The following is a 22,499-nucleotide window of genomic DNA, read 5'->3' as shown; positions in this document are numbered from 1 at the left end:
AGATGATGGGCGGCTCGATTTTTCGGGGTCATCATTTACCGCGATGATGAATCTTTTATTACCACCACATATTGTGGAAGTCAAGCATAAAATTTAATGTATGTTGTAGAAGAGACTTTAAATGAAAAGTCAACAGGGGCGGGCGGTTAGCCGGGTCGGGCCGCGAAAATTAAAATTCGCCCCTTTTTATCAAAAATGAAAAGCCCGGTTTCGGCTTCAAACCGGGCTTTTCGGGGCGAAGGAAAAAAGCGCACGGGCTAAGGGATTTCGGGGGTCGCAGGCGCTACGGGCTCTGTGGGCTTCGGGGCTTCCGGCTCCTTGGGCTTGGCGGCTTCCTTGATATGGGGCCGGATTTCGGCCAGAAGCTCCAGGGCCTCGCGGTGAACGCCGGTATCCGGGTAGCGGGTGATGACGTTTTCGAACCTGGCCTTGGCCGCCGCGTAGTTTTTCTGCCTGAGGTAGTAACGGCCTATGGAAAGCTCGTGCTCGGCCAGGCGCATCTGGCACATGCGCACGGGCTCGGATGCCTTTTTGGCGTAGGGCGAGTCGGGGTAGCCGGAGATCAGGCGGTCAAAGGCCGAAAGGGCCATCACGGCTGATGTCTGGTCCCGGTCCGGGGCGCTCAGGCGCTCGTAGTGGCACATGCCCAATTGGTAGATCACGTATGGGGTGGCCTCGTTGGCGGGATGCATCTTCTCGAAGTTTTCGTATCCCGCAGCGGCCTCCTCGTACTCGCCCAGCTTGAACCGGGAATCGGGCAGCTTGAGCTCGGCCAGGATCAGGAACTTGGAGAAGGGATACCAGTCCCGGAGCATCTCGAAATTTTTTATGGCTTTCGGGTAATCGCCCTTGTTGTAGGCGGCCATGCCTTCCTGGGCCAGCTCTTCGGCGTTGCGTTCCGGGGCCTTTGAGCCCTTTTTCCCGGCGCAGCCATAGGCTGAAAAACCGGCGAGAAGAAGAACCGCGCAGAAAATGGTGAAAACCCGAAAAGAACGGGATGGAATCATTTGACGCTCCCAGGGCCTGGTTGAATGCCCCTGTTAAGTGAGGGACTCGATGTAATGCTCGGCTGAAACGGCCGCTATGGCCGCGTCTCCAACGGCTGTGGCCACCTGCCGCAAGGGGGTGTTCCGGCAGTCGCCCACGGCGAAAATTCCGGCAACGCTGGTTTCCATGCGCTGGTCGGCTATCACGAAGCCGCCCTTGTCCAGGTCCACCACGCCGCTTAGAAACTGGGTGTTGGGGGTGATGCCCACCCACACGAAGCAGCCTGAGACGGCCAGATCGCTTGTGGCGCCGGTCCTGACGTTTTTTATCGAAAGCGCCTCGACCTCGCTTTCACCCTTCACTTCGGTCACCACCGAATCCCACACGAATTCGATCTTGGGCTCCGCAAAGGCCCGCTCCTGGATCACCTTGGCGGCCCGCAAGGCGTCGCGCCTGTGGATCACGTAGACCTTTTCGGCGAACTTGGCAAGAAAGAGGCTTTCCTGGATGGCGGTGTCCCCGCCGCCCACCGCCGCCACCACCTTGCCCCGGAAAAAGGGGGCGTCGCAGGTGGCGCAGAAGGAGACGCCGCGTCCGTAGTGTTTGTCCTCGCCAGGAACGCCCAGTTTTCTGGGGGACGCGCCGGTTGCGATGATGACGGCCTTGGCGGTGAGGGTGCGGCCCTCCATGACGAGCTTTTTGACCGGGCCTGAAAAATCGGCGTAAACGATTTCGCCGGAATCGGTTTTGAGCCCGAATTTTTCCGCCTGCCTCTGGATGAGAAAGGCCAGCTCCGCGCCGGAGATACCGTCCGGAAAGCCGGGGTAGTTTTCCACGTGGTCGCTTACAAGTATCTGGCCGCCGGGGGCGGTCTTTTCCACAAGAAGCACGTCCATGCGGGCGCGCGCCGCGTAAATGCCAGCCGTAAGCCCCGCAGGGCCCCCGCCCACAATGATCAGGTCATGATCCGCTTTAGACATCTTTGTTCCTCGCCCGGATTGGATGGCCCCGGCCCCCCGGATTCATCCGATGATTGAAAAAGCATCCCTCAAATTATCCGCAGATTCGCCCTGATAGCGGGCTTTTGCAGGCAGATTCCGGCAGTCTTCTGAATGATTCTGAAACCACCCCGCACTTGCTCGAAAGCACATCCAGGCCGATCACAAACGATGAGATGCAAGGAAGGCGAGTGGCGCGGGAGGGAGCGTACTCTTTTGTACGTGACCGATCCGCGCCGCCCGCCTGACACAGCAGATCGCGTTTGTGGACGGCCTGGATCAGAAGGCTTTGTTGATCGCTGCTTCTAGCTTGGCCCTGGGCGCCATGCCCGTGATCTGGTCCACAACCTGCCCGTCCTTGAAAACGATGAGGGTGGGGATGGCCCGCACGCCGTACTTGGAGGGGCTCATGGGATTGTCGTCCACGTTGACCTTGGCGAAAACCACCTTGTCGCCCATTGCCGCAGCCAGTTCCTCCACAACCGGGGCGATGGCCCGGCAGGGTCCGCACCAGGGGGCCCAGAAGTCAACCAGCACGGGTTTGTCGGCCTTCAACACGTCCTTGTCAAAGGACAGATCGGTAACTTCCAGGATTCCTGCCGCCATGATCGATTCCTTTCAATATCTTTTTCGCTTGCGCCGCAAAAGAGGGCTTGTTCCGAACGCCCGCCGCTGATCCGGGCGTCAATTACCCTAAAATACTGTCGTAATGCCTGATTGTCAACTAAACGGCCAGCCTGCTCAATCGGTGTCGGTCTTTAGAACCGCCAGAAACGCCGACTGGGGGATTTCCACCTCTCCCACCATCTTCATGCGCTTCTTGCCCTTTTTCTGCTTGTCCAGAAGTTTCCGCTTGCGGCTGATGTCGCCGCCGTAGCACTTGGCGATGACGTCCTTGCGGAAGGGCGTTATGGTCTCGCGGCTTATGATGTTGCCGCCTATGGCCCCCTGGATGGCGATTTTGAACATCTGCCGGGGGATTTCCTCCTTGAGCCTCTCGCAGGCGTGCCGGGCCCGCGCCACGGCGTAGTCCTTGTGAACGAGCTGGGAAAGGGCGTCCACCTTCTCGCCGTTGATCAGGATGTCCACCTTCACGAGGCTGGATTCCTGGTAGCCGATGATCTCGTAGTCGAAGGAGCCGTAGCCCTGGGTCACGCTTTTCAGGCGGTCGTAGAAGTCGTATATCACGTCCGCCAGGGGAAGCTCGAAGACCATCTCCATGCGGTTTGATGTAAGATACTGATAGCCCTTGTTGACGCCCCGGCGGTCCAGGCAGAGCTTCATCACCGCGCCCATGTAGCGGTCGGGGATTATGATGGCGGCCCGAATGAAGGGCTCGAAGCTCTTTTCGATCTGGGAGGGGTCCGGGTAGAGGGCCGGGTTGTCCACGATCATGGTCTCGCCGGAGCGCATGAGGATTTCATAGCGCACCGAAGGGGCCGTGAGGATGAGCGAGAGGTCGTACTCGCGTTCAAGGCGCTCCTGGACAACCTCAAGGTGAAGAAGGCCCAGAAAGCCGCACCGGAAACCGAAGCCTAATGCCGCCGACGAGTCCTTCTCGTAGGTTAGGGAGGCGTCGTTTAATTTGAGCTTTTCCATGCTCTCGGCAAGGCTCTCGTAGTCGTCCGAGGCAACGGGATAGATGGATGAGAACACCACGGGCTTGGCGTCCCGGAAACCCGGAAGGGCCTCTTTCGCGGGCCGGTCCTTGAGGGTTATGGTGTCGCCGCAGCGGGTGTCCGAAACCGTCTTGATTCCGGCGATGAAGTAACCCACCTCGCCCGCAGAAATCCGGTCCTTTTTCACCCGGATTATTCTGAAGATGCCCACCTCTTCAACCTTGTAAACCGCGCCGTTATGCATGAACATGATGCGGTCGCCTGCGGCTATGGATCCGTCGAAGACCCGGAAGTGGACGATGGTGCCCCGGAAGGGGTCGTAGTGGGAATCGAAGATGAGGGCCTTCAGGGGCGCTTCGGGGTCGCCCACGGGCGGGGGCAGGTGTTGCACCACGGCCTCGAAAACCGCCTCTATGTTGATGCCGTCCTTGGCCGAGACCGCTATGGCGGTTTCCGGGTCAAGCCCCAGGTCGTCCTCGATCTGCTTTAAGGTGCGTTCGATGTCAGCCGATGGCAGGTCGATCTTGTTGATGACCGGAACCACGGCCAGGTTGTGCTCCATGGCCAGATACAGGTTGGCCAGCGTCTGGGCCTCCACCCCCTGGCTTGCGTCCACCACCAAAAGCACCCCCTCGCAGGAGGCCAGGGCGCGGGAGACCTCGTAGGTGAAATCGGCGTGGCCGGGGGTGTCGATTAGGTTCAGCGAGTATTCAATGCCGTCCTTGGCCTTGTATGGCAGGACCACGGTCTGGCTTTTTATGGTGATGCCGCGCTCGCGTTCGATGTCCATGCTGTCCAGAATCTGATCCCGGAAATCGCGGGTGGATACAACCCCCGCAGCCTGGATCAGGCGGTCCGCCAGGGTGGACTTGCCGTGGTCGATGTGGGCTATTATGCTGAAATTTCGTATATTTTTCATGGCGCGCCGCCTTCGGGGTGTCGTGCTCGAATTTTTTTGGTGCAGGTTTCAGGACGGAAAACGGTTTGCCCGGAAACCCGAATTAAAAAATTTAGCCGCTTTCGCAACGGGTGTCAACAAAACCCGGAGAAAATCGGGCGAGCGCATATGGAAAAGAGCAGGCGTCACCGGCAGTCGGCCCAGTCGTTTTTTTCCTGGGAGCGCGGGCGTCCCGCCCGCTTTTGCCGCCGATGCGGGCGGGACGCCCGCGCTCCCAGGAAAGCCGCTAACCCTTAAATCATGGCGAAATTTTCCATATGCAGTTGCCCTGGGAGAAAATGCAGGGTGAACGCATATGAAAAGGAAAAGCGCCTTTGAATAATTTTCAGCTTTGTTAGGTGCAGTAATAACCAGGGAAGCCACGCCATCCGTCATTCCGGCGTAGGCCGGAATCCAGTCCTTTGCCGCCTGCAACATTTTTCCTGGACCCCGGCCTCCGCCGGGGCGACGAAAGCCTTCTCTCCAGCAGGTGCACAGTTTTTCATCCAAGAGGCACTGAACCTTGGTCCTTTCATTCCATTTGCGGCAGCCCTGGAAGAAAGCACATTTATTTGGTTTGGAAAATAACCGGCTTGGTGGTAAGAAAATTCGTTTGGTCGAAGGGTCCGCGCGCCCGCCTTGAAGCGGCGCGCATCCGCACCGGGACGCGGTTTTCGGCAGGGTCACAGCCCATGAAACTGAAAATTATTCATGTTTACCTTTTAAAGCAGATGATAGGTCCCTTCTTCGTTTCAGCCGGGATACTGTCCTTTGTTTTCCTCATGTCCCAGATGCCGCAACTGGCCGATTACGTGGTAAATTTCCGGGTGGGCATGCTTTCGGTGGTGCTTCTGGTCATCTACACCATGCCCTTTTTCCTCACCTTCGTGATCCCCATGTCGGCCATGCTGGCTGTTCTGCTCACCTTTTTCAAATTGAGCTCCGACAACGAGATAACGGCCCTGAAATCCGGCGGCTACGGGCTTTCGGGGCTCCTTGCGCCGGTCCTGGTCTTCTGCCTGGCCGCCGCGTGCCTCACGGCCTTCATGGGGGTGAAGGGCCTGGTCTGGGGCAGGGTTTCCATGAAGGACCTTCTGCGGCAGGTGGCGAAAACCAGCGCGGACGTGGCCCTGAAAGCCCGCGCCTTCAACACGAAATTCAAGGGCGTGGTCATCTATATCAACGAGATCGACCCAAAGAGGCGGACCCTTCGGCACGTTTTCATCGAGGACCGCCAGCATCCTGGGGTCACCGGCATAATCGTTGCATCGTCGGGCTCCCTGGAAAGCGATCCGGTGCGCGGCGTGTGGCGGCTCTGGCTCACCGACGGCGTCATAAACCATGTGAACCTTGCCGACAACTCGGCCAATTCCTTCAGGTTCGACACCTACCGGCTGGACATGGACCTGGAATCCGCCCTAAGCCTCACCGCCTCCAACCGGCCCAAGGACGAGGAGGAGATGACCTTTTCGGAGCTTCTGGAATTCATAGGAAACCGCATGGAAAGGGACGACCTGTACTGGCTCGCCGTGCTCCAGCTTCACAAGAAGATGTCCATACCCTTTGCCTGCGTGGTGTTCGGGCTTCTGGCCGTGCCTCTTGGCATAGTGTCGCGCTCGGCCCGAAGGAGTTTCGGGGTCGGGCTTGGAATTTTTTTCTTCCTGGTCTATTATATCATGCTGGCCCTGGGCGAGGTCCTGGGCGAGGCCGGGGCCTGGTACTACCCTCCGGCGGTGGGCATGTGGACGCCCAACCTTGCCCTTGGGGCGCTCGGTGTCTACCTGTTCATGCGGGCCGCAGACGACAGGCCGGTGGACCTCACAGCCATGCCCGCGAGGATCGGGTCCATGCTGCTTGCGAGAATCGGAAGGAAGCGGTGAAGACTTGACCATCATCGCGCGCCACATATCGAAAAATCTCGCCAGGTACCTCTTTTTCGTGCTCCTGGTGGCGGTGGGCATTTTCCTGTCGGTGGATTTTTTCGAGAAGATCGACGATTTCATGGAGGCCGGGCTTCCCATGTCGCGGGCCTTCGCCTTTTTCGTTTTGCGCGTTCCCTTTGTGGCGGCCCAGGTGCTCCCGGTGGCGGTGCTTCTGTCGGTTCTCTTCGTTTTCGGCATAATGAGCCGGAACAACGAGATAACGGCCTTCCGGGCAGGGGGCGGAAGCCCGGTCAGGCTTCTGGTTCCGGCGATATCCTTAGGGGTTCTGGCGGCCCTTGGGCTTCTGCTCTTTTCCGAGTCCGTGGTTCCCCACACGGCCCGCATGGCCAACAAGATCTGGCTGGGCGAGGTGAAGAAGGAACTTCCCAAGCCGGGAAAGGAAAGCACCGACCTGTGGTTTTCGAGCAGGGGGCTTCTGGGCCACGTGGCCCACTACGTGCCGGCCTCCGGCACGGCCTTCGGGGTGACCTTGAATTTCTTCGATCCCCGATACCGGCTTATAAGGCGGATAGACGCAGAAAGCGCCGAGTTCGACGGAAAGACGTGGCGGCTCTCCAGGGTTCTGGAGCAGACCTTCTCGCCCACCGGCGACACTGCCCGGTCCCTGGGGCAGAGGTCCGTGACCCTGGCCGTCACCCCGGAGGACATGAAAAGCGCCGTCAGGAGGCCGGAGGAGAGCACCTACCGGGACCTTTCGGAGCACGCGGACCGCATAGAGGCCGAGGGTTACGAGGCCGTAAGGCTTAGGGTGGACTCCGCCGCCAAGCTGGCCTTTCCCTGGGTCTCACTCATAATGGCGGTTTCCGCCGGGGGGCTCGCGGTTTCCGGGGGAGGCCGCGAAAGCCGGGGAATGGCGGCCAACGCCGTAATCGGCATAACGCTTGCCTTCGCCTACTGGGCGGTTCACAGCCTGGCCCTTTCGGTGGGCTATGCCGGGTATTACTCCCCGGCTGTCGCGGCCTGGACCGCCAACGCCATTTTCGGAGCCCTTGCCGGTTTTCTGCTCTTCCGCTTGAGGGAGAGCCTTTGAAGGGTCGGCATTGAAGGCTTTTACGGATTATCGCCGGATGAATATGGCAGACGGACAAATGCGTTCTGAGAGGTTGATTGATGACATTATCCTTCGTGTTGATCGCGGTTTTGGTGATGGGGATTCTGGGCCTTGTTCTGGGCCTTGGGCTTGCCGTGGCCAGCAAGGTTTTCTACGTTTACGTTGACCCTGTCATAGCCGCCGTGGAAGCGGCCCTGCCAGGAGCCAACTGCGGAGGCTGCGGCTTTGCCGGGTGCTCGGCCAACGCGATTGCCATTGTGGAAGGAAAGAGCACGGCCACCTCCTGCGTCGCGGGCGGCGAGGACGTGGCCCTTGCCATCGCCGCCGCCCTTGGCGTCTCGATGGTTGCCAGGGAGCCTGATTTCGCGCGGCCCGACTGCACATACGGCATGGAAGAGGCCGAAACCAGGTTCCGTTACATGGGCCTTACGGACTGCCGGGCCGCCGCCGTGCTTCACGGCGGGGCCAAGGTGTGCAGGATCGGCTGCCTGGGCCTTGGCACCTGCATCAGGGCCTGCCCCTTCGACGCCCTTTCCATGGGGCCGGACGGCATCCCGGTTGTGGACGAGGCCAAATGTACCGGCTGCGGAACCTGCGAGAGAATCTGCCCCAAGCACATCATCCGCCTAAGCTCCCTCACGCGCCGGATACTTGCCGAACTCACCGAGGACCAGTGCGTCACCCCCTGCCAGGCGGCCTGCCCGGCGGGGCTTTCCATAAGCGGCTACGTTGGGCTGGCAGCCGAAGGAAAGTTCGACGAGGCCCTGCGCGTAGTCAAGGAGAGGATGCCCTTTCCGGGGATCATAGGCCGCATCTGCCCCCGTCCCTGTGAAACCGCCTGCCGCAGAAGCCTTGCCGACGAGGCCGTTTCCATCAACTGCGTAAAGCGCTTCCTGGCCGACCGCCAGTACGCGGTCACCGAAAGGGTCCTTCCCCGCAAGGCGCCGGAAACCGGGAAAAAATTCGCGGTGGCGGGCGGCGGCATAGAGGGCCTTTCAACCGGTTACTTCCTGGCCCGGCTGGGCCATTCCCCCACGGTTTTCGAGGCGACGGAGATGCCTGGCGGGCTTTTGCGCATGGCCATTGCCCCGGATCGCCTCCCCCGCGAGGTTCTGGATCACGAGATCGAAGACGTAACGGCCATGGGCGTTACGGTGCGCACCGAAACAGTCCTGGGCCTGGACGTGACCGTGGCGCAGCTTCTGGCGGATGGGTATGAATCGGTCTTCACGGCCCTTGGCGGCTGGGACGCGAGGCTTGCGCTCCTTGGCGGGGAAAGGCCGGGTCCTGCGGTTCCGGGCGTGTTTCTGCTGGTGGACGTCATGAGGCATGGGCCGGAAGGCCTGGGCGAGCGCCCTGTTTTCGTGGGGGGCTCAAAGGCGGCTCTGGCCGCCGCGCCCGAAGGCTCTGTGGCGGTCTTGAGGAATGAACCGGACGAAAAGCCGGGCGAGGGAGTGAGGATCGTTACAGGCGCTGTCACCGCGCTTCTTGGCGAGGGTGATGCCCTGGCGGCGGTGCGGGTGGAGGGGCTTGAGGGAACCGTTGAGATTCCGGCCACTTCCGTGGTCTTCGCATCGGGCCGGGTGCCCGAACTGGTTATTCGCAGAAAGCCCGTGGATGAGGCTGTCGAAAAGGCCGCTTCCGAAGAGGCCGCGCCTGATGCAAGCGCCGCTTCCCCCGTGGTCTGGGAGGCCCTGGCCTCCTACAAGAACCCGGCCACAGCCACCGGCCTTGGATTTTGCGCCCCGTCGGACGCGGGCACCGATTATTTCGCGGCGGTCGCCGCAGTGGGGGCGGGTCGAAGGGCGGCTGCGGCCATGCACGTGCTTTCCGAAGGCGGCGACCTTAAGCGCGTGGAAAATTTCCGCACCCCGGCCTCATTTGTCCAGAAGGTTTTCGAGGTTTCGGGGGTCAGGCCCGCGCCCAGGAACCCGACGCCTGCCGGAGCGCCCGGTTCGGGCGAGCGGGAAGCGGCCTATAACGCCGAAACCGTTTTGGCCGAGGCGTCCCGCTGCCTTCAGTGCGGTCTTGTATGTTACAAAAAAACCGCCAAGGCCGGTGAGGCGGCCTGATTTCGGGGCGGATGTCGTTCTCCTATCGGAAATGAACAGGCATGGCTGAAGAAGAAGGAACGGTGGTGAGGCTCTCCGGCGGCATGGCCCTTGTGCGCACGTGCCGCACAGGGGCCTGAGAGTCATGCACGGCCCGGTCGGGCTGCCATTCTTTAGGGGGCGGAAACGAGGTTGACGTGCTGGTTGATAACAGCCTTGGCGCCCTGCCCGGAGACACCGTGAGCCTCGTTCTCTCCAGCAGGCGGGTTCTGGCCGGGGCGTATTTCGTTTACCTTACGCCAGTGGCGGCCCTTTTCTGCGGAACCTTCCTTGGGCAGGCGCTTTCGGGAAGGCTCGGCGTTGACCCGGAAACAGCCTCGGTGGCCGTGGGCTTTGGCTTTCTGGCCATAGGTCTTCTGGTGGTGAGGATTTTGGGAAGAAGGATGGGGGCGGGCGGAAAATTCACCCCGAAGATGGGAAGAATCGTCAGGCGGGGGAAACCCGGTCCCGATAATCGCGCCATATCCCCCGAAAGCACCTGATTCTGTAGCTTCCGTTTCCGAGTATTTCCACCGAGCCCGGCAAAAGCGCGGTTTTCCCGAACCCGCCCGGAATGTCCAGCATGTAGTGGGGCACCGCCATGCCGGATATCCTGCCCCTAAGCGAGGCCGCCAGTTCCAGCCCCCTTGAGAGCGGCACGGAAAAATGCCCGGTTCCCGCCACGGGGTCCGGGTGGTGCAGGCAGTAGGGCCTTATCCCCATTCCCAGAAGACCGGTGAAAAGTTCGGCCAGGGTTTCGGAATCATCGTTCACCCCCCTTAAAAGAACGCTCTGGGACCCAAGCTGGATTCCGACCTTGGCCAGCCTCCTTGCGGCCTCTTTCGCCTCATCGGTCAGCTCCGCCGGGTGGTTGAACTGGATGTTGATGAAAAGGGGCGAAAACCGTCCAAGCCCGGAAACGAGTTTTTCCGTCACCCGCGCGGGGTCTGCTCCCGGAACCCTCGTGTGGATGCGAAGCGCCTTCAAGTGGGGGATTTTCCGAAGCTCCCCCAGAAGCCCCAAAAGGCTGTCCCGGTCCATCATCAAGGGGTCCCCGCCCGAAAGCACCACCTCGCGCACCGCCGGATTTTCCTTTATGTAGCCTATCCCGCGATCCAGGATAACGGGGGCGACCGGCCCGGTTGCCCCCGTGCGGCGCTTTCTCATACAGTGGCGGCAGTAGAGGGCGCAGCGGTTTTCCACCAGGAAGAGGACCCGGTCCGGGTAGCGGTGGACCAGGTTGGGAACGGGCGACTGTGCCTCCTCGCAAAGGGGGTCGTCTTCGCCGTCGCATAGAAGCTCGCTGATGGATGGAACGGCCTGTAGGCCCAGGGGGTCGTCGTGCGTACGGATGAGGGCGGCGAAGTGGCCGGGGATGCGCATGGGATGGCGGCGGACCACAAGGGTTGCGGAGTCCGGGTTCGCGCCCTTTATGGCCGCAAGGGTTGCGGGGTCGCAGATGGCCTTCCGGGAGTCCATCAGGAGAAAAGGACCTCCCGCATGGCCCCTTCGATTTCGGGATATTTGAAGGTAAAGCCGAGTTTTGAAAGGCCCGTGGGAACTCCGCGCTGGCCGTGAAGAATGGCGTCCCCGAACTCGCCCAGGGCGAGCTTCACCGCCCATGCCGGGGCCGGGATCACCGCCGGGCGCTTGAGGACGCGGCCCAGGGCCTTTGCCATGTCGCGGTTGCGGACCGGGTAGGGGGCCATGAAATTGAGCGGCCCGGAAACCGCCTTGTTATTGAGGCAAAAGAGCATGGCGGAAGCGAGGTCTTCGATATGAATCCACGAAAACCACTGGTTGCCGCTTCCCAGCGGCCCTCCGACTCCCAGGCGGAAGGTTTTGGCCATCTGGCTTAGGGCCCCGCCGTTTTTGCCGAAAACCACCCCGAAGCGGGTGATAACCACCCTCGCGCCCCTGTCAGCCGCCTTTTTCGCCTCCGTTTCCCAGCCCACGCACACCCTGGCCAGAAAGTCGTCGCCGGGCAGGGTGTCCTCGGAGCATTCCTCGTCCCCCCGAAATCCGTAATAGCCCGCCGCCGAGGTGCTCAAAAGCGTGATTCCGCTTCCTTCGGGAATGGCCTGCACCAGATTCCTGGTGGTGAGTATCCGGGAGTCCCAGACGGCCTTTTTGTACGCATCGTTCCAGCGTTTGAATATGGTGGCCCCGGCCAGGTTCACGACGGCGTCGTGGGTGGCCACGACCTCCTGCCAGGGGCCGGGGAGGGTGGTGTCGGCGCTCAGATAGGCGTAGCCGGGATGTGCAAGTCTCGCGTGGGGGGCTCGGTCCAGGGAGGTCACCGAGTGGCCTTCCTCAAGAAAGCGCCCGGTGAGGCAGGTTCCCACGAATCCGAGTCCGCCGGTTATCAGGATTTTCATGGGGCGATTCTCCGTTTGAACCTCAGGCTATTTACGGACCTGAAGCTCGGCCTGGATCAGCACTATGCGGCCAGCCAGGGCGGCCATTATCAGAAGATCGAACAGGAAAAGCCCCCCCCACAGGACGGAGTCGCGTGAGGCGGGGAAGAACCCCAGGAGCACGGCCCAGAATATGAGATAGATGGTGCGGAAACCGCGCTCCATGAATCCGGGGGGAATCTCCACCCCAAGGGCCGTGGCCCTGGTGCGGGTGTAATTGAAAAGGGAGATCAGAAGGAAGCTGGAGAAAATGAGGCCGGAGCCCGGAAGAGGGTCGTCCGCCCCGAAAAAGAGCACCCAGAAACCGAAAAGGAAGAGAAAGTCCCTCACCCGGTCCATGCAAGAGTTGAGAAAGGCCCCAAGGGGGGAATCGAGCCCGGATTCCCTGGCCGCAACCTCCACCATGGTGTCGAAGAGGCCGGAGGCCATCATGAGAAAAGCGCCCACGAGCGGATGAAGCCAGAACCCCATGGGAACCAGGAGGGCCGCCAAAAGGGACGCCGCCGTGTAGATGTCGGGGTCTCTTGCGACCTTGGACGTGAGGGGCCAAAGGCCCTCCTCCAGAAGGCGATAATAGGGCTGGGCCACCGGCGTGTCCGAAAGGGCCGGGGGGGACTTGACCAGCTGGAGTATTTTTTTCCTGTCCATTTCGTGATTCCTTGAAAAGTCCTTAAAATCTTTTGGTTTTTATGGGAGTCCAAGCCGTATTGCGAACGGAATTCCGTATATATACCCTATTGGCCCCTCATGCAAAAGGAAAAGAACCTGAAAGCGGCTCATGCGGCTTATCGGGCAGCTTCGGGGGTTTCAAAGGCCACCGAAAGGCCGGCTGGAACCGAGGGGGGCAGGATCACCCTGGCCGAGTGGTTCAGCTCGGAAAACCAGCCGGTCGCCCTTATGTCGTAATGATGGATCAGTGTGTCCCCTTTTACCTCGCGCCTGTCGGTAAGAACCCTCCGGGCGCTGAAAAAACCGAAGCCCTGGGAATCAAGCAATATCCTGGGCAGCCCCTGGGCGTCCCTTATCACCTGCTCCTTTGTAAGGGCCACGTTCGTCCTTATCACAATTTTTTTTATGCCGGGTTCGAGGTAGACGTACCTTCTGTGATGCTCGAAAAAGGGCCTGTGCGCCGCGAAATCGAAGCCGAGCACAAGAAGGGCGGCAAGGGCGATAATCGCCGGGACCGGCCTTATACGGCCAGCCGCCTGTTCACGCCCAAAGAGGGGGTCCGGGAGGACCACGTCCCAGAACCCGGCGGAAAGGACTATCACCCCCAAGGCCCACATGGTGTCCGTTGCGAAATGGGCCCCCTGAACGATGCGGGCCGCGCTCATGAAAAGGCCGTAGGTAAGTCCGAAAACCGTTATTGCAAAAGCGGCTCGCGGGTAATTTTTGCGGGCTGCCCAGGCGCTTACGAAAAGGAAGGCTATGGTGCAGTGGCCGGAGGGAAAGGACTGGCCCTTGCCGGGGGTTCCGGGGGAAAGGGCGTCTCTGTAGGCCCACTCCCCGCCGAAGTCCGTGGTCTGGCTGGGCCTTGGGCGTCCCCAGTAGGGTTTCAGCACCACGTTGGCCATTATGCCGCTTCCCAGAAGCGCCGTAAGGACCACTATGGCGGCGGGCCTTCTGATGTCGGCCCACCTTGGGGAAAGGGTGGACATGAAAAAGGCGAAAATTGAAAGCGCTATGAAAACCAGGCCGGGGATGGTGCCAAAGCGGTACAGCCAAATCCAGGGCGCGTGGTCCTCCAGGAAAAAGCCTTCCTGGGGATGGTGGAAGACGCCGCTGATCCTTCGGTCAAGGTTGAAGTGCGCGAAAACGAGGCTTATCAGCACAAGGCCCAGAAAAAAGGCGGCCATGGCCAGCACGATCTTTTTCCGGGACCTTGGGGCGCAATCCGGGTTTTTTGTTTCATCCCACAAGAAAACTGCCTCCCGCCCTAATGAAGACGAAAACTCCTCCAGCCGTCTTATATAAGGCGCGGGAGCCCCTTTTGCAATAGCGCAGGCCCGGAAAAGGCAATGGCGGGCATGAAGGCCGGAAAAGGGCGACGGCGGAAAGGATGGCGAAAGACCTGGAAACGGGGATGGGGGCGTATCAGCCCGGGTTTTCAGCTGGACGGACCAGCCCGCCCCGGCGCAGGTGGTTTCTGTAGTCGTCGCCGTAGGAGGCGAGCACGTGGTCCAGGTAGCTGATGTTGTTTTCCATGGCCTCTGCGTAGAGGTCGGAGTCTATCCCGTGCCTGGACAGGAAATGGGCCTTGACGTAATGATTCATCCCGGAAAGCTCGTTTTTCAGGCGCTTTTTGGTGATGTCGTAGAAATTGGCTGTCTTTACCAGAAGGTCATATTCGTCCCTGAATCCGGGGATTCCGGCCTCGGAGAATTCCTTGTAAAGAAAAACCAGTTTTTCAAGGTAGGTGCGGCTGGCGATCTGCGGCACAGGTGAAAATCCGCCTCGGAAAGCCCGTGCAGGTTGAAGTAGCTTTCCATGAAGTCGATGGAGCGGTCCACGTGCACCTTTGTGTAGCAACCTCCGGTGCCGTTGGTTTCGGTGTCCTTCTGTATGTAGCCGGTGTCGTGCATCAAAGCGGTCACAAGTCCCAGCCGCACTTCCTTTTCGGTGAGATCAATACCGGACAGATGCGCGCCGTGCATGAGCCTGACCATTGCCAGAAGGCAGTCGGTGGTGTGCTGGAAATCGTGGAAATCGGTGTTGCAGCGCCGGTAGTGGGGATAGACGCCCTCGAACAGGGACCGGACATCACCGAAAACATGACGCACAAAAACCGTGTCAATTGAGGGGCTTATGAGCCGGGCCACGGCGAGGGTCTCGCCCAAAACCGCGCCCGGGTCTTCCATGGTGACCAAGTCGGCTAGTTTGGGTGAAGCGGCCTTTTCGCCAGGAACAAGAGCCTTGGCTTTCCGGTTCATGCGCTTTTCCCGATGGTTGAAAAGAAAGACTGTGGATTGATTAGATTCAATAGCAATCTATTAATACTGTTGTCAAGGACGATGCCTGACAGGCTGTCGAAAAACGCGATCCGGCAGAGTTCTGCTTCAAAGCCAATTCCGTCACGTACGGCCATCCTGATTTAGCCCAAGAACTCTGCGATTTCTTGGGTGGGTACGCTTGACTCATTGGCTTTTCGCACTCCTTCACGGCTCATCGTTTTTCATCAGCCTGTCGTATCATGATTTTCCAACAGACTGGCGAAAAGCTGCTGGCAGCGGAAGGGCCAGCTGTTTCCATCTCAACCGTTCACAGCCACTTCATCATCTTTTTCACGGCATCGGCGGTTTCCGGGGTCTTTTTAAGGTCCATGAACTCCAGGGTCTGGGCCTTGATCTGGCTGGCGTACACCTGGTCGCTCCGCTCGCCTATCCTTTTCACGCCGCGCAGAATTATCTGGAGTATGCCCAACACGTCCAAAAGGTGCTTTCCGCCCTTTGCCAGGCGGTAGAGCTCCGAGTGCGGGTCTCCGTATTCCCGGAGGGCGCTTCGCAAGGTGGCCACGGCGGCCACGCCCCCGATGAGGGAGAAGAAGATGTAGATTTCCCGCTCCAGCGAGAGCAGGTAAGCGGGCGGCATGGAAAACGACGCGGTCTTGGGGTCCAGGGCCTCCTGGCGCTCCCGGTGTATGGTTTTCACCTTTAGAAAGAAGCGCTCCTTTTCGGCGTCTATGATGCTCCGGGCAAAGCCGGTGCGGTCCGGGTCAAGGCCCTTCACCACCTGGAGGACCTCTTCGGGGGTGGTTTCGATGTTCTGGTGAAGCTCCTTGGTGAAGGTGCGCAAGAGGAGGTTGGCCAGCATGAGGCCGTTTCTGTCGTAAAAATTCACCGACTGGGGGTCGTGGGCGAAATCGCCCAGAAGAACCCTTAAGGCCCGCTTGGGCTCCTTCATCTGGTCGATGAGCACCTTCAAGGCGTTCAAAAAAGCTATGCGCTCGGCCCGGTGCATGTGCTCCTTCAAAAAATGCCACAGAAACTCGAACACCTTGTGATGTCGGGCAAAGGCCGGAATGTTCATGTCAAAGACGGACCTCTGGAAATGCCCGCCCTTGTCGAAACAGGAGCCCACCAGTTCCAGGAGTTCGCGGGCCGCTTCCGGGCTTGAGTCGAAATCCCTGGAAAGGGCCTCACAGTCCGCGTTGTCGAAGCGCACCGGCTCCTTCACCATGGCCTTCATTTTTTTCCGCACCGTGGCCCGGCTCTGGAAAAAGAGGCAGAGGTCGAAAACGCGCTCGTCCAGAAGTCTTCTCACCGGGCCTGTTCCGGGGGCCGATGCCTCGGCCTGCCTGTTGGAAAAAGAGATGGATTCCAGAATGTTATCAGGCACCAGCTCCATGTCGGCCCGGAGTGTGGAAAGCACGTGGCCCGTAAGGACGTCCCTGGATGCCGCGTGGCGGTCCAGGGCCGCAAGAAGGTCCGAGGCGAGCTTTAAGCGCTCCACGAGCTCCACCGAGTCTATGCGCCCGTAGTCGTCTGCGTAGAGGCTGGTGGCCAGGCGGGCGGCCTTTCTGGAGTCGCTTCCGAAAATCACCGACGAGAACCTTACGACCGCCGCGCTGGGGGGGGGAAGGGCGTCGGAGTCGTCCGCCGCAAAGAGCCAGCGCATGTTGTTGACGGACACCGAGGGCTTTTTGAGCTGGGCCTTCAGCTTGTCGAAGGCGAAGGCGGCGGCGGACACGGACACGTACTGGAGAAGGGGGCTGTCCGGGGCTGCCCTGTCCATGAGGGCCCGGACCTTTTCCGCCATCTCGTTTATGGCAGTTGGCTTCACGCCGTTCACTGCGGCCAGTATGGAAAGATCGGCCACCGGCTCGCCCAGGGGGTCCCGTAAAACGGTTATGCAGGCCCCGGCCTCATCGGCGCAGACGCCCTCATCCACGGCAACCGAGTAGCAGTAACCCAAAAGGGCGGAAAGGGACCTCTCGGCCATCCCGTCAAGGTCATCGTCCTCGTCGAACAGGGTGAAGTGCAGGGTGTTGATGCCAAGGGAGGTGAAAACCGAGGCGGCCCGCAGGAAGTCGGCCTTGAGGCTTTCCGAGGCCGTCCTTTTGGCCACTCCCGCCACAGCCACCGCGTCCAGGCGGGCCGAGCCCAGAAGCACCTCGTAATCGTTCCTGGCGCTTGCCTTGCCCTCGCTTGGCAGGTGTCGGCCACGGAAGCGGATGACCAGGCCGCCGGGCCGTTCGGGCATCCGGCCCATTGTGTCCAGGGCCTCCTTCATCCGCGCCTTCAACTGGCCGGCCTTTTCCATGTTTCCTTTGGACGCCGCTGAAATGGCGTCCGCGCAGTCAACCATGAACCTCACCAGAAGAACGCTTCTGGCGTCGGCCATTTTCTGTTCCTCGTGCAGGCGCTCGGAAAGGCCGGGAACGGAAAAACCCTTGGCCGACCTGCCTGACGCCTCGTTGACGAGCCGTTCGGCCTCGATATCGAGGCTCAAATCCTTTTCGGCGGAAATGGCCATTTCGGATTTTGCTCCCTTGGGTTTCGGCGGAAAACCGGCTGAAGAACCAACCTGTAATTATTGCTGAAATTAAACAGTATTGCTGCGGGAATTGTAAAGGGCAAATATTGAAGGCCTGCCAATGGAAGGAAAATTGCGGCGCGGCCTCAGTCCTGTTTTTCCGGCGCGCCCGCACGGCCTTTGGCCGCAAGATATTCACGCCAGCGGGAGAGGCGGTCCTTCACGTATTGGTAGCCCTTTCCGTAACCGAGCTGGCGCATGGGGGGGGGGGGGGGCGTTTCTTATGACCAGGGGAACGTCCAGCGCCCCGGTGCGGGCAATGGCGGCCCTCACCGATTTTTCCGCCATGTAGAGGGAGTTGCTCTTGGGGGCCGTGGCAAGGTAGCAGGCCGCCTGGCAAAGGGCCAGCTCGCCCTCCGGGGAGCCGAGAAAGTGGTAGGCATCCCTTGCTGCGATGGTTACGGATAGCGCGTTGGGGTCGGCGTTGCCCACGTCCTCGGTGGCGAAGCGCACCATGCGCCGGGCGATGTAGAGGGGGTCCTCGCCCGCGTCAAGCATCCTGTAAAGCCAGTAAATCGCCCCGTCCGGGTCGGAGTCCCTGAGGCTCTTATGAAGTGCCGAGATTAAGTTGTAGTGGGATTCGCCCGCCTTGTCGTGGGAGAGGGTCTTTTTCTGGAGGGCCTCCGCAGCGTGGGAAGGGCTTATGGCCCCTTCCGCCGCAGGGTCGCTCCTGGCCAGGAAGGCGGCGGTTTCCAGGCTGTTCAGGGCCTTCCTTGCGTCGCCGCCTGCGGCGTCGGCCAGGATATCGCGGGCCTCGGCTGAAAGGGAAAGGCCCTGGCTTCCAAGGCCCCGTTCGGGGTCGGTTACTGCGCGATCCAGAAGAGCGGCCAGGCTTTCAGCCGAAAGGGCCTTTACGGTGAGCACCCGGCAACGGGACAGAAGGGGAGCGATGACCTCGAAGCCGGGGTTCTCCGTAGTCGCGCCCACAAGGGTTATGAGGCCGCTTTCCACGTGGCCAAGAAAGCCGTCCTGCTGGGCCTTGTTGAAGCGGTGGATTTCATCCACGAAAACAATGGTGCGGCGGGATTGCGCCCTTTCCTTTTTGGCCTCAACAACCGCCTCGCGTATCTGGCCCACACCCGCGCCCACCGCCGAAAACTGGATGAAGCGGGATTTCGTGCCAAGGGCAAGGAGGCGGGCCAGGGTGGTCTTGCCGCAGCCGGGCGGTCCCCAGAATATCAGCGAGAACAGCCGGTCCTTTTCCACGGCCTGGCGCAAAAGCCCGCCGTCCGCCAGAAGGTGCTCCTGGCCCATCACCTCGTCAATGGTCCTGGGCCGCATCCTCTCGGCTAAAGGAGCGTCCCTTTGAAGCTCCTCCGCGGCCTTCTGCTCGAAGATGTCATCCATGAAAGGCGGCCTTGTTTTTGATGTTCATGGATGGGATTTCTTTGTGGGTTGTATGAGATAATCATTTCTGTCAGTCTGTCGAAAAAGGCTTGATACAAGCCTGGATAAAAACGATGAAATGCAAGGAACGCAAAAAGCCAATAAGGGAGCGTACCCGCCCAGGAAATCGCAGAGCTCCTGGGCTATGTCAGGATGTTTGTACGTGACCGAAATTGGCTTTGAAGCGTGACACAGCAGTTCGCGTTTTTAGACGGGCGTTTATTGGTCTCTCGATCTGCGATCCCTTTGCCTGAAAAACAAACGTATGGGCGTGTGGGTAAGGCCAAGCTCGGCCCTTATGTGGTTTATGAGGTAGCGCTCGTAGGAAAAATGAATGTCTTCGGCGTAGTTCACGAAGGCCACAAAGGTGGGCGGCTTGGTGGCCACCTGGGTGGTGTAGAAGAACTTGATCCGCTTTCCCTTCACCATGGGCGCAACGTGCCGGGTAAAGGCAGCCTCCATTACGCGGTTCAAGGCCCCTGTTCCGGTTCTTGCGGAATACTGGGCGTAAACCTCGTCGATGAGCGGAAAGAGCTTGGAAATCCTCTGGCCGGTGAGGGTGGACATGGTGAGGAAGGGCGCGAAACCCAGAAACCGGGTCATGTCCCTCACCTTTTCCTCGAAGCGTTTTGAGGTCTTGTTGTCCTTTTCCAGAAGGTCCCACTTGTTGGCGACCAAAATCACGGCGCAGCCGCGCTCGTAGGCGTAGCCCGCCACCTTCACGTCCTGGTCGGTGATGCCCTCCGAGGCGTCTAAGAGGATCATCGCCACGTCGCACAGCTCAAGGCTTTTCAAGGCCCGCATGATGGAAAAGATTTCGAGCCGCTGGCTGGTTTTGCTTTTGCGGCGTATGCCTGCGGTATCAACGAAGACGTAGCTCTTGCCGTCGCGCTTCACGGTGCTGTCCACCGAATCCCGCGTGGTGCCCGGAACGTCGCTTACTATCATGCGCTCTGCGCCCACTATGCGGTTGATGAAGGAGCTTTTGCCCACGTTGGGCCGTCCCACCACTGCGATCTTGGGGACGTTTTCAAGTTCGGGGTCCGGGTCGTGGCGGGGAAGCGCCTTTACGAGCCGGTCCAGAAAGTAGTCCACGCCGTAGCCGTGGGCCGCCGAGAGGGTGTAGAGGCGCTCCAGGCCGAGTTCGGCGAAGTCGGCTGAAAGGTGTTCCTGGCCGGGGTCGTCAACCTTGTTCACCACGAAGAACTTGGGCTTTTGAAGGGGCCGCAGAAGGTCCAGCATGTCCCGGTCATAGGGCGAAAGGCCCAGGCGGCCGTCCAGGAGCATCACCACGCAGTCGGCCTCGTAAACGGCCTCCTTCATCTGGTGGTGAATCTGGGAAACGAACCCGTCCGGGTCGTTTCGGTGAAAGCCGCCCGTGTCAACCAGGGTGAAGGTGGTGTCCTCATGGGTGACCTTGGCGTAAAGCCTGTCCCTGGTGACGCCTGCGATGTCGTCCACCATTGCCTTGCGGCTCTTGGTGAGACGGTTGAAAAACGTGGACTTGCCCACGTTGGGCCTGCCCACAACTGCGACCACTGCTCCCACTTTACTTTCCTTTTTTTGCTGCGTGAAAAAAACCAGCTTGCCGGGCTGTAAACAACACCGGCAGGTCGGGTGGTTTAAGCCCAAGGGCAGGTTCACCCAACACACTTGAATCATATTAAAATTGTTGGGTGAACCCGGTCCTTCGGACCGGAACCACCCAACCTACTACCTTTTTAGGGTCGAGCAACCCAACCATTGGGCCGCAAGTGCAGCCTGGCTAAAAACGATGAAATGCAAGGAAGGCGAGCTAAAAAGGAGGGAGCGTACGCTTTTGTACGTGACCGACTTTTTAGCGATGCCTGACACAGCAGTTCGCGTTTTTAGCCAGGCTGCTAAGCGGTTTTGATGCGCGCTACTACCTCGGGGCGGATTCTGAGCGCCGCCTGGCCTTCCTCGCCGGGGCCTTTCAAAAGCCCTTCCGCCTCGGCTGCGGCTATGGCCCGTTTTTTCTTGTTGTTGGAGGCGAGCATAAGGTGATCCAGGTTTTCGCACTCCACCTTGCCCGCTTCCAGAAAGCCCTGCTTGATCGCCCACTTGACCAGCTCGTCCCCGGCCTCGGTGCGGATGATGAGGGTGTTCCAGCCGGGACAGCCCTCCACCATGCCCACCGAAAGGTCGGCCCACTCGGCGGTCATGTCCGGGCAGATGGCGCAGCCCTTTGGGGTGATGGGGCGAAGGCGGTCCAGGGAGATTTCCACTTTCCGGGTGGCGGTGGAAACAACCAGCACCTTTGCGGGCGGGGGTGGAATGTCCATGCTTATTACGTGCTCGTCGCCGATTTCCTCCTTCACCAGGGCCTCAAGGGCCCGGCCATCCAGGGCGAAGGTACAGAAAAGGCCGATGGTTATGGCAACCGGATCGGCGAAACCGGGCTTTTCCAGGGGATTTTGCCGAAGGGCCGCGATTGCCGTCATCTGGCAGGGGGTGCCCACCACGGCGAGCTTTTTCGCGCCTTCGGCCTGTGCCTTGTTGAGGGCCGCCACAACCGGGGAACATGCGTACCTGGAGCCCGCGCCCTCAAGTATTCCGGCAAGATCGGTGACAACCACCGGATCGCCAAGAACGTTGTCGCTTTTGGTGACCAGCGCCCCTTCTGCGAGGCCCTTTGCAAGGGCTGCGGCCAGGAGGGCCGAGACCGTGCCGCCGCCCTGGAAAGCGCCTTCACCCGCCTTTTTTCCCGCCCGGGCCGCCACAACCCGGCGGTACTCGCCGACCGGGCTCCCCCGGTAGGGCTCGTTGTGGATCGCCTCGGAAAGTTCGTGAAGGTCCACCTCGGTTTTCGGGCAGTGGGCGTAACAGCGCCCGGTTTCACGGGTGCAGGGAAAGGTCATGGAGGTCTTTCCCCGGTACGTCACGAAATAGGGGCACAGGTTGACGCAGCCACCGCAGCCCACGCAAAGCCCCTTGGCCACGACGTCCGCCAGAAGTTCTTTCTGTCCCTTGATTTTCAATTTGCCTCCTTATCAGCCCGTCTAAAAACGCGAATTGCTGTGTCGTGCTTCAAAGCCAATTCCGTCACGTACATTTAGTACGCTTACTCATTGGCTTTTCGCACTCCTTGCACTTCATCGTTTTTATCCAGGCTTGATGTTAGCCGTCTTCAACGGCTGTTATTGTATGCCTTGGCCAAAAGGCTCAATGGGTGCATTGTTTTTATCTGCCTGAAAGGGCCACTAATAAAGCTGTTGCACATGGGGCAGGCTGTCACCACGCATTCCGCCCCGGTTTTTGAAATATCGGCCATTTTCCGGCTTTTTATATTTTCCGACATTTTTCGGTTTTTTGCAAAGAAAAGCCCTCCCGCCCCGCAGCAGGCGTCCGGGTGCGCCATTTCCCGCCAGTCAATGCCCGGAACCTGTCTTAAAAGTTTCCGGGGCGCGTCGTCGCAGGTGGCTGAAAAACCCCGATGGCATGGGAGGTGATAAGTTGCGGATATTTCCAGGCGGGCAGGTTCGGACGAAAGCCCAAGGGCCGCCAGGTAATCGGTTGCC

General features: G+C 60.0%; 18 protein-coding genes and 2 pseudogenes. 4 read left to right on the top strand and 16 right to left on the bottom strand.

Features of this window, described 5'->3' with window-relative positions:
- Positions 1-257 precede the first annotated feature (257 nt).
- The 5 genes from HZB23_05870 to HZB23_05850 all read right to left on the bottom strand — a co-directional run bounded on the left by HZB23_05870 (position 258) and on the right by HZB23_05850 (position 5,051).
- The gene (locus HZB23_05870) at positions 258-1,007 is read right to left on the bottom strand and encodes an outer membrane protein assembly factor BamD (GenBank protein ID MBI5844178.1); all 750 of its coding nucleotides are present in this window, start codon (positions 1,005-1,007) and stop codon (positions 258-260) included.
- 33 nt (positions 1,008-1,040) lie between these two features.
- Positions 1,041-1,967, bottom strand: coding sequence for a thioredoxin-disulfide reductase (trxB, locus tag HZB23_05865; protein MBI5844177.1), 927 nt, complete (start codon positions 1,965-1,967; stop codon positions 1,041-1,043).
- A gap of 297 nt (positions 1,968-2,264) precedes the next feature.
- The gene (trxA, locus tag HZB23_05860; protein MBI5844176.1) at positions 2,265-2,591 is read right to left on the bottom strand and encodes a thioredoxin; all 327 of its coding nucleotides are present in this window, start codon (positions 2,589-2,591) and stop codon (positions 2,265-2,267) included.
- 135 nt (positions 2,592-2,726) lie between these two features.
- A complete protein-coding gene (lepA, locus tag HZB23_05855) occupies positions 2,727-4,523 on the bottom strand; it encodes an elongation factor 4 (protein ID MBI5844175.1) in 1,797 nt (598 codons plus the stop codon).
- A gap of 48 nt (positions 4,524-4,571) precedes the next feature.
- Positions 4,572-5,051 (bottom strand): hypothetical protein, encoded by a 480-nt coding sequence (locus tag HZB23_05850; protein ID MBI5844174.1) that lies wholly within the window; start codon positions 5,049-5,051, stop codon positions 4,572-4,574.
- A 182-nt stretch (positions 5,052-5,233) separates the two neighbouring features.
- Here HZB23_05850 and lptF point away from each other — a divergent pair, with 182 nt between their 5' ends.
- The 4 genes and pseudogenes from lptF to HZB23_05830 all read left to right on the top strand — a co-directional run bounded on the left by lptF (position 5,234) and on the right by HZB23_05830 (position 10,128).
- Positions 5,234-6,421: an LPS export ABC transporter permease LptF gene (gene lptF, locus HZB23_05845; GenBank protein MBI5844173.1), complete on the top strand. Its 1,188-nt coding sequence runs from the start codon at positions 5,234-5,236 to the stop codon at positions 6,419-6,421.
- A 4-nt stretch (positions 6,422-6,425) separates the two neighbouring features.
- The gene (gene lptG / locus HZB23_05840; GenBank protein ID MBI5844172.1) at positions 6,426-7,514 is read left to right on the top strand and encodes an LPS export ABC transporter permease LptG; all 1,089 of its coding nucleotides are present in this window, start codon (positions 6,426-6,428) and stop codon (positions 7,512-7,514) included.
- Positions 7,515-7,609: 95 nt separating this feature from the next.
- Positions 7,610-9,607, top strand: a complete 1,998-nt coding sequence (locus tag HZB23_05835; GenBank protein MBI5844171.1) for an RnfABCDGE type electron transport complex subunit B — start codon at positions 7,610-7,612, stop codon at positions 9,605-9,607.
- A 122-nt stretch (positions 9,608-9,729) separates the two neighbouring features.
- Positions 9,730-10,128, top strand: a pseudogene (locus tag HZB23_05830) (SoxR reducing system RseC family protein).
- Here the strand turns inward: HZB23_05830 and HZB23_05825 are convergent.
- The 11 genes and pseudogenes from HZB23_05825 to HZB23_05775 form a co-directional block, all read right to left on the bottom strand.
- Positions 10,073-11,104, bottom strand: a complete 1,032-nt coding sequence (locus HZB23_05825) for a KamA family radical SAM protein (GenBank protein MBI5844170.1) — start codon at positions 11,102-11,104, stop codon at positions 10,073-10,075. The pseudogene HZB23_05830 and the gene HZB23_05825 overlap by 56 nt on opposite strands.
- On the bottom strand, positions 11,104-12,003 hold the full coding sequence (locus tag HZB23_05820; protein MBI5844169.1) for a TIGR01777 family protein: 900 nt from the start codon (positions 12,001-12,003) through the stop codon (positions 11,104-11,106). Before HZB23_05820 ends, HZB23_05825 begins: the two co-directional genes overlap by 1 nt.
- A gap of 27 nt (positions 12,004-12,030) precedes the next feature.
- Positions 12,031-12,690 carry a CDP-alcohol phosphatidyltransferase family protein gene (locus HZB23_05815; GenBank protein ID MBI5844168.1) on the bottom strand — a complete coding sequence of 220 codons (660 nt, stop codon included), beginning with the start codon at positions 12,688-12,690 and terminating at the stop codon, positions 12,031-12,033.
- Between the two features lie 137 nt (positions 12,691-12,827).
- A complete protein-coding gene (locus tag HZB23_05810) occupies positions 12,828-13,961 on the bottom strand; it encodes a phosphatase PAP2 family protein (GenBank protein MBI5844167.1) in 1,134 nt (377 codons plus the stop codon).
- Positions 13,962-14,136: 175 nt separating this feature from the next.
- A complete protein-coding gene (locus HZB23_05805; protein MBI5844166.1) occupies positions 14,137-14,481 on the bottom strand; it encodes a hypothetical protein in 345 nt (114 codons plus the stop codon).
- Positions 14,373-14,972, bottom strand: coding sequence for a hypothetical protein (locus HZB23_05800; GenBank protein ID MBI5844165.1), 600 nt, complete (start codon positions 14,970-14,972; stop codon positions 14,373-14,375). The genes HZB23_05805 and HZB23_05800 overlap by 109 nt, the downstream gene beginning before the upstream one ends.
- A gap of 328 nt (positions 14,973-15,300) precedes the next feature.
- On the bottom strand, positions 15,301-17,514 hold the full coding sequence (locus HZB23_05795) for a hypothetical protein (protein MBI5844164.1): 2,214 nt from the start codon (positions 17,512-17,514) through the stop codon (positions 15,301-15,303).
- Positions 17,515-17,660: 146 nt separating this feature from the next.
- Positions 17,661-18,921: pseudogene (locus HZB23_05790) on the bottom strand (replication-associated recombination protein A).
- Positions 18,922-19,179: 258 nt separating this feature from the next.
- Positions 19,180-20,622 carry a ribosome biogenesis GTPase Der gene (gene der, locus HZB23_05785; GenBank protein ID MBI5844163.1) on the bottom strand — a complete coding sequence of 481 codons (1,443 nt, stop codon included), beginning with the start codon at positions 20,620-20,622 and terminating at the stop codon, positions 19,180-19,182.
- A 218-nt stretch (positions 20,623-20,840) separates the two neighbouring features.
- Entirely contained in the window at positions 20,841-21,959 is a 1,119-nt protein-coding gene (locus HZB23_05780; protein ID MBI5844162.1) for a Coenzyme F420 hydrogenase/dehydrogenase, beta subunit C-terminal domain, read from the bottom strand.
- Positions 21,960-22,108: 149 nt separating this feature from the next.
- Positions 22,109-22,499: hypothetical protein (locus HZB23_05775; protein MBI5844161.1), on the bottom strand; the 391-nt coding region annotated here is incomplete at its 5' end.

This window comes from Deltaproteobacteria bacterium, assembly GCA_016235345.1.
Lineage (GTDB): Bacteria > Desulfobacterota > Desulfobacteria > Desulfobacterales > Desulfatibacillaceae > JACRLG01.
The sequence above is the reverse complement of the archived record's forward strand: the minus strand, read 5'-3'. Positions and strand labels throughout refer to the sequence as shown.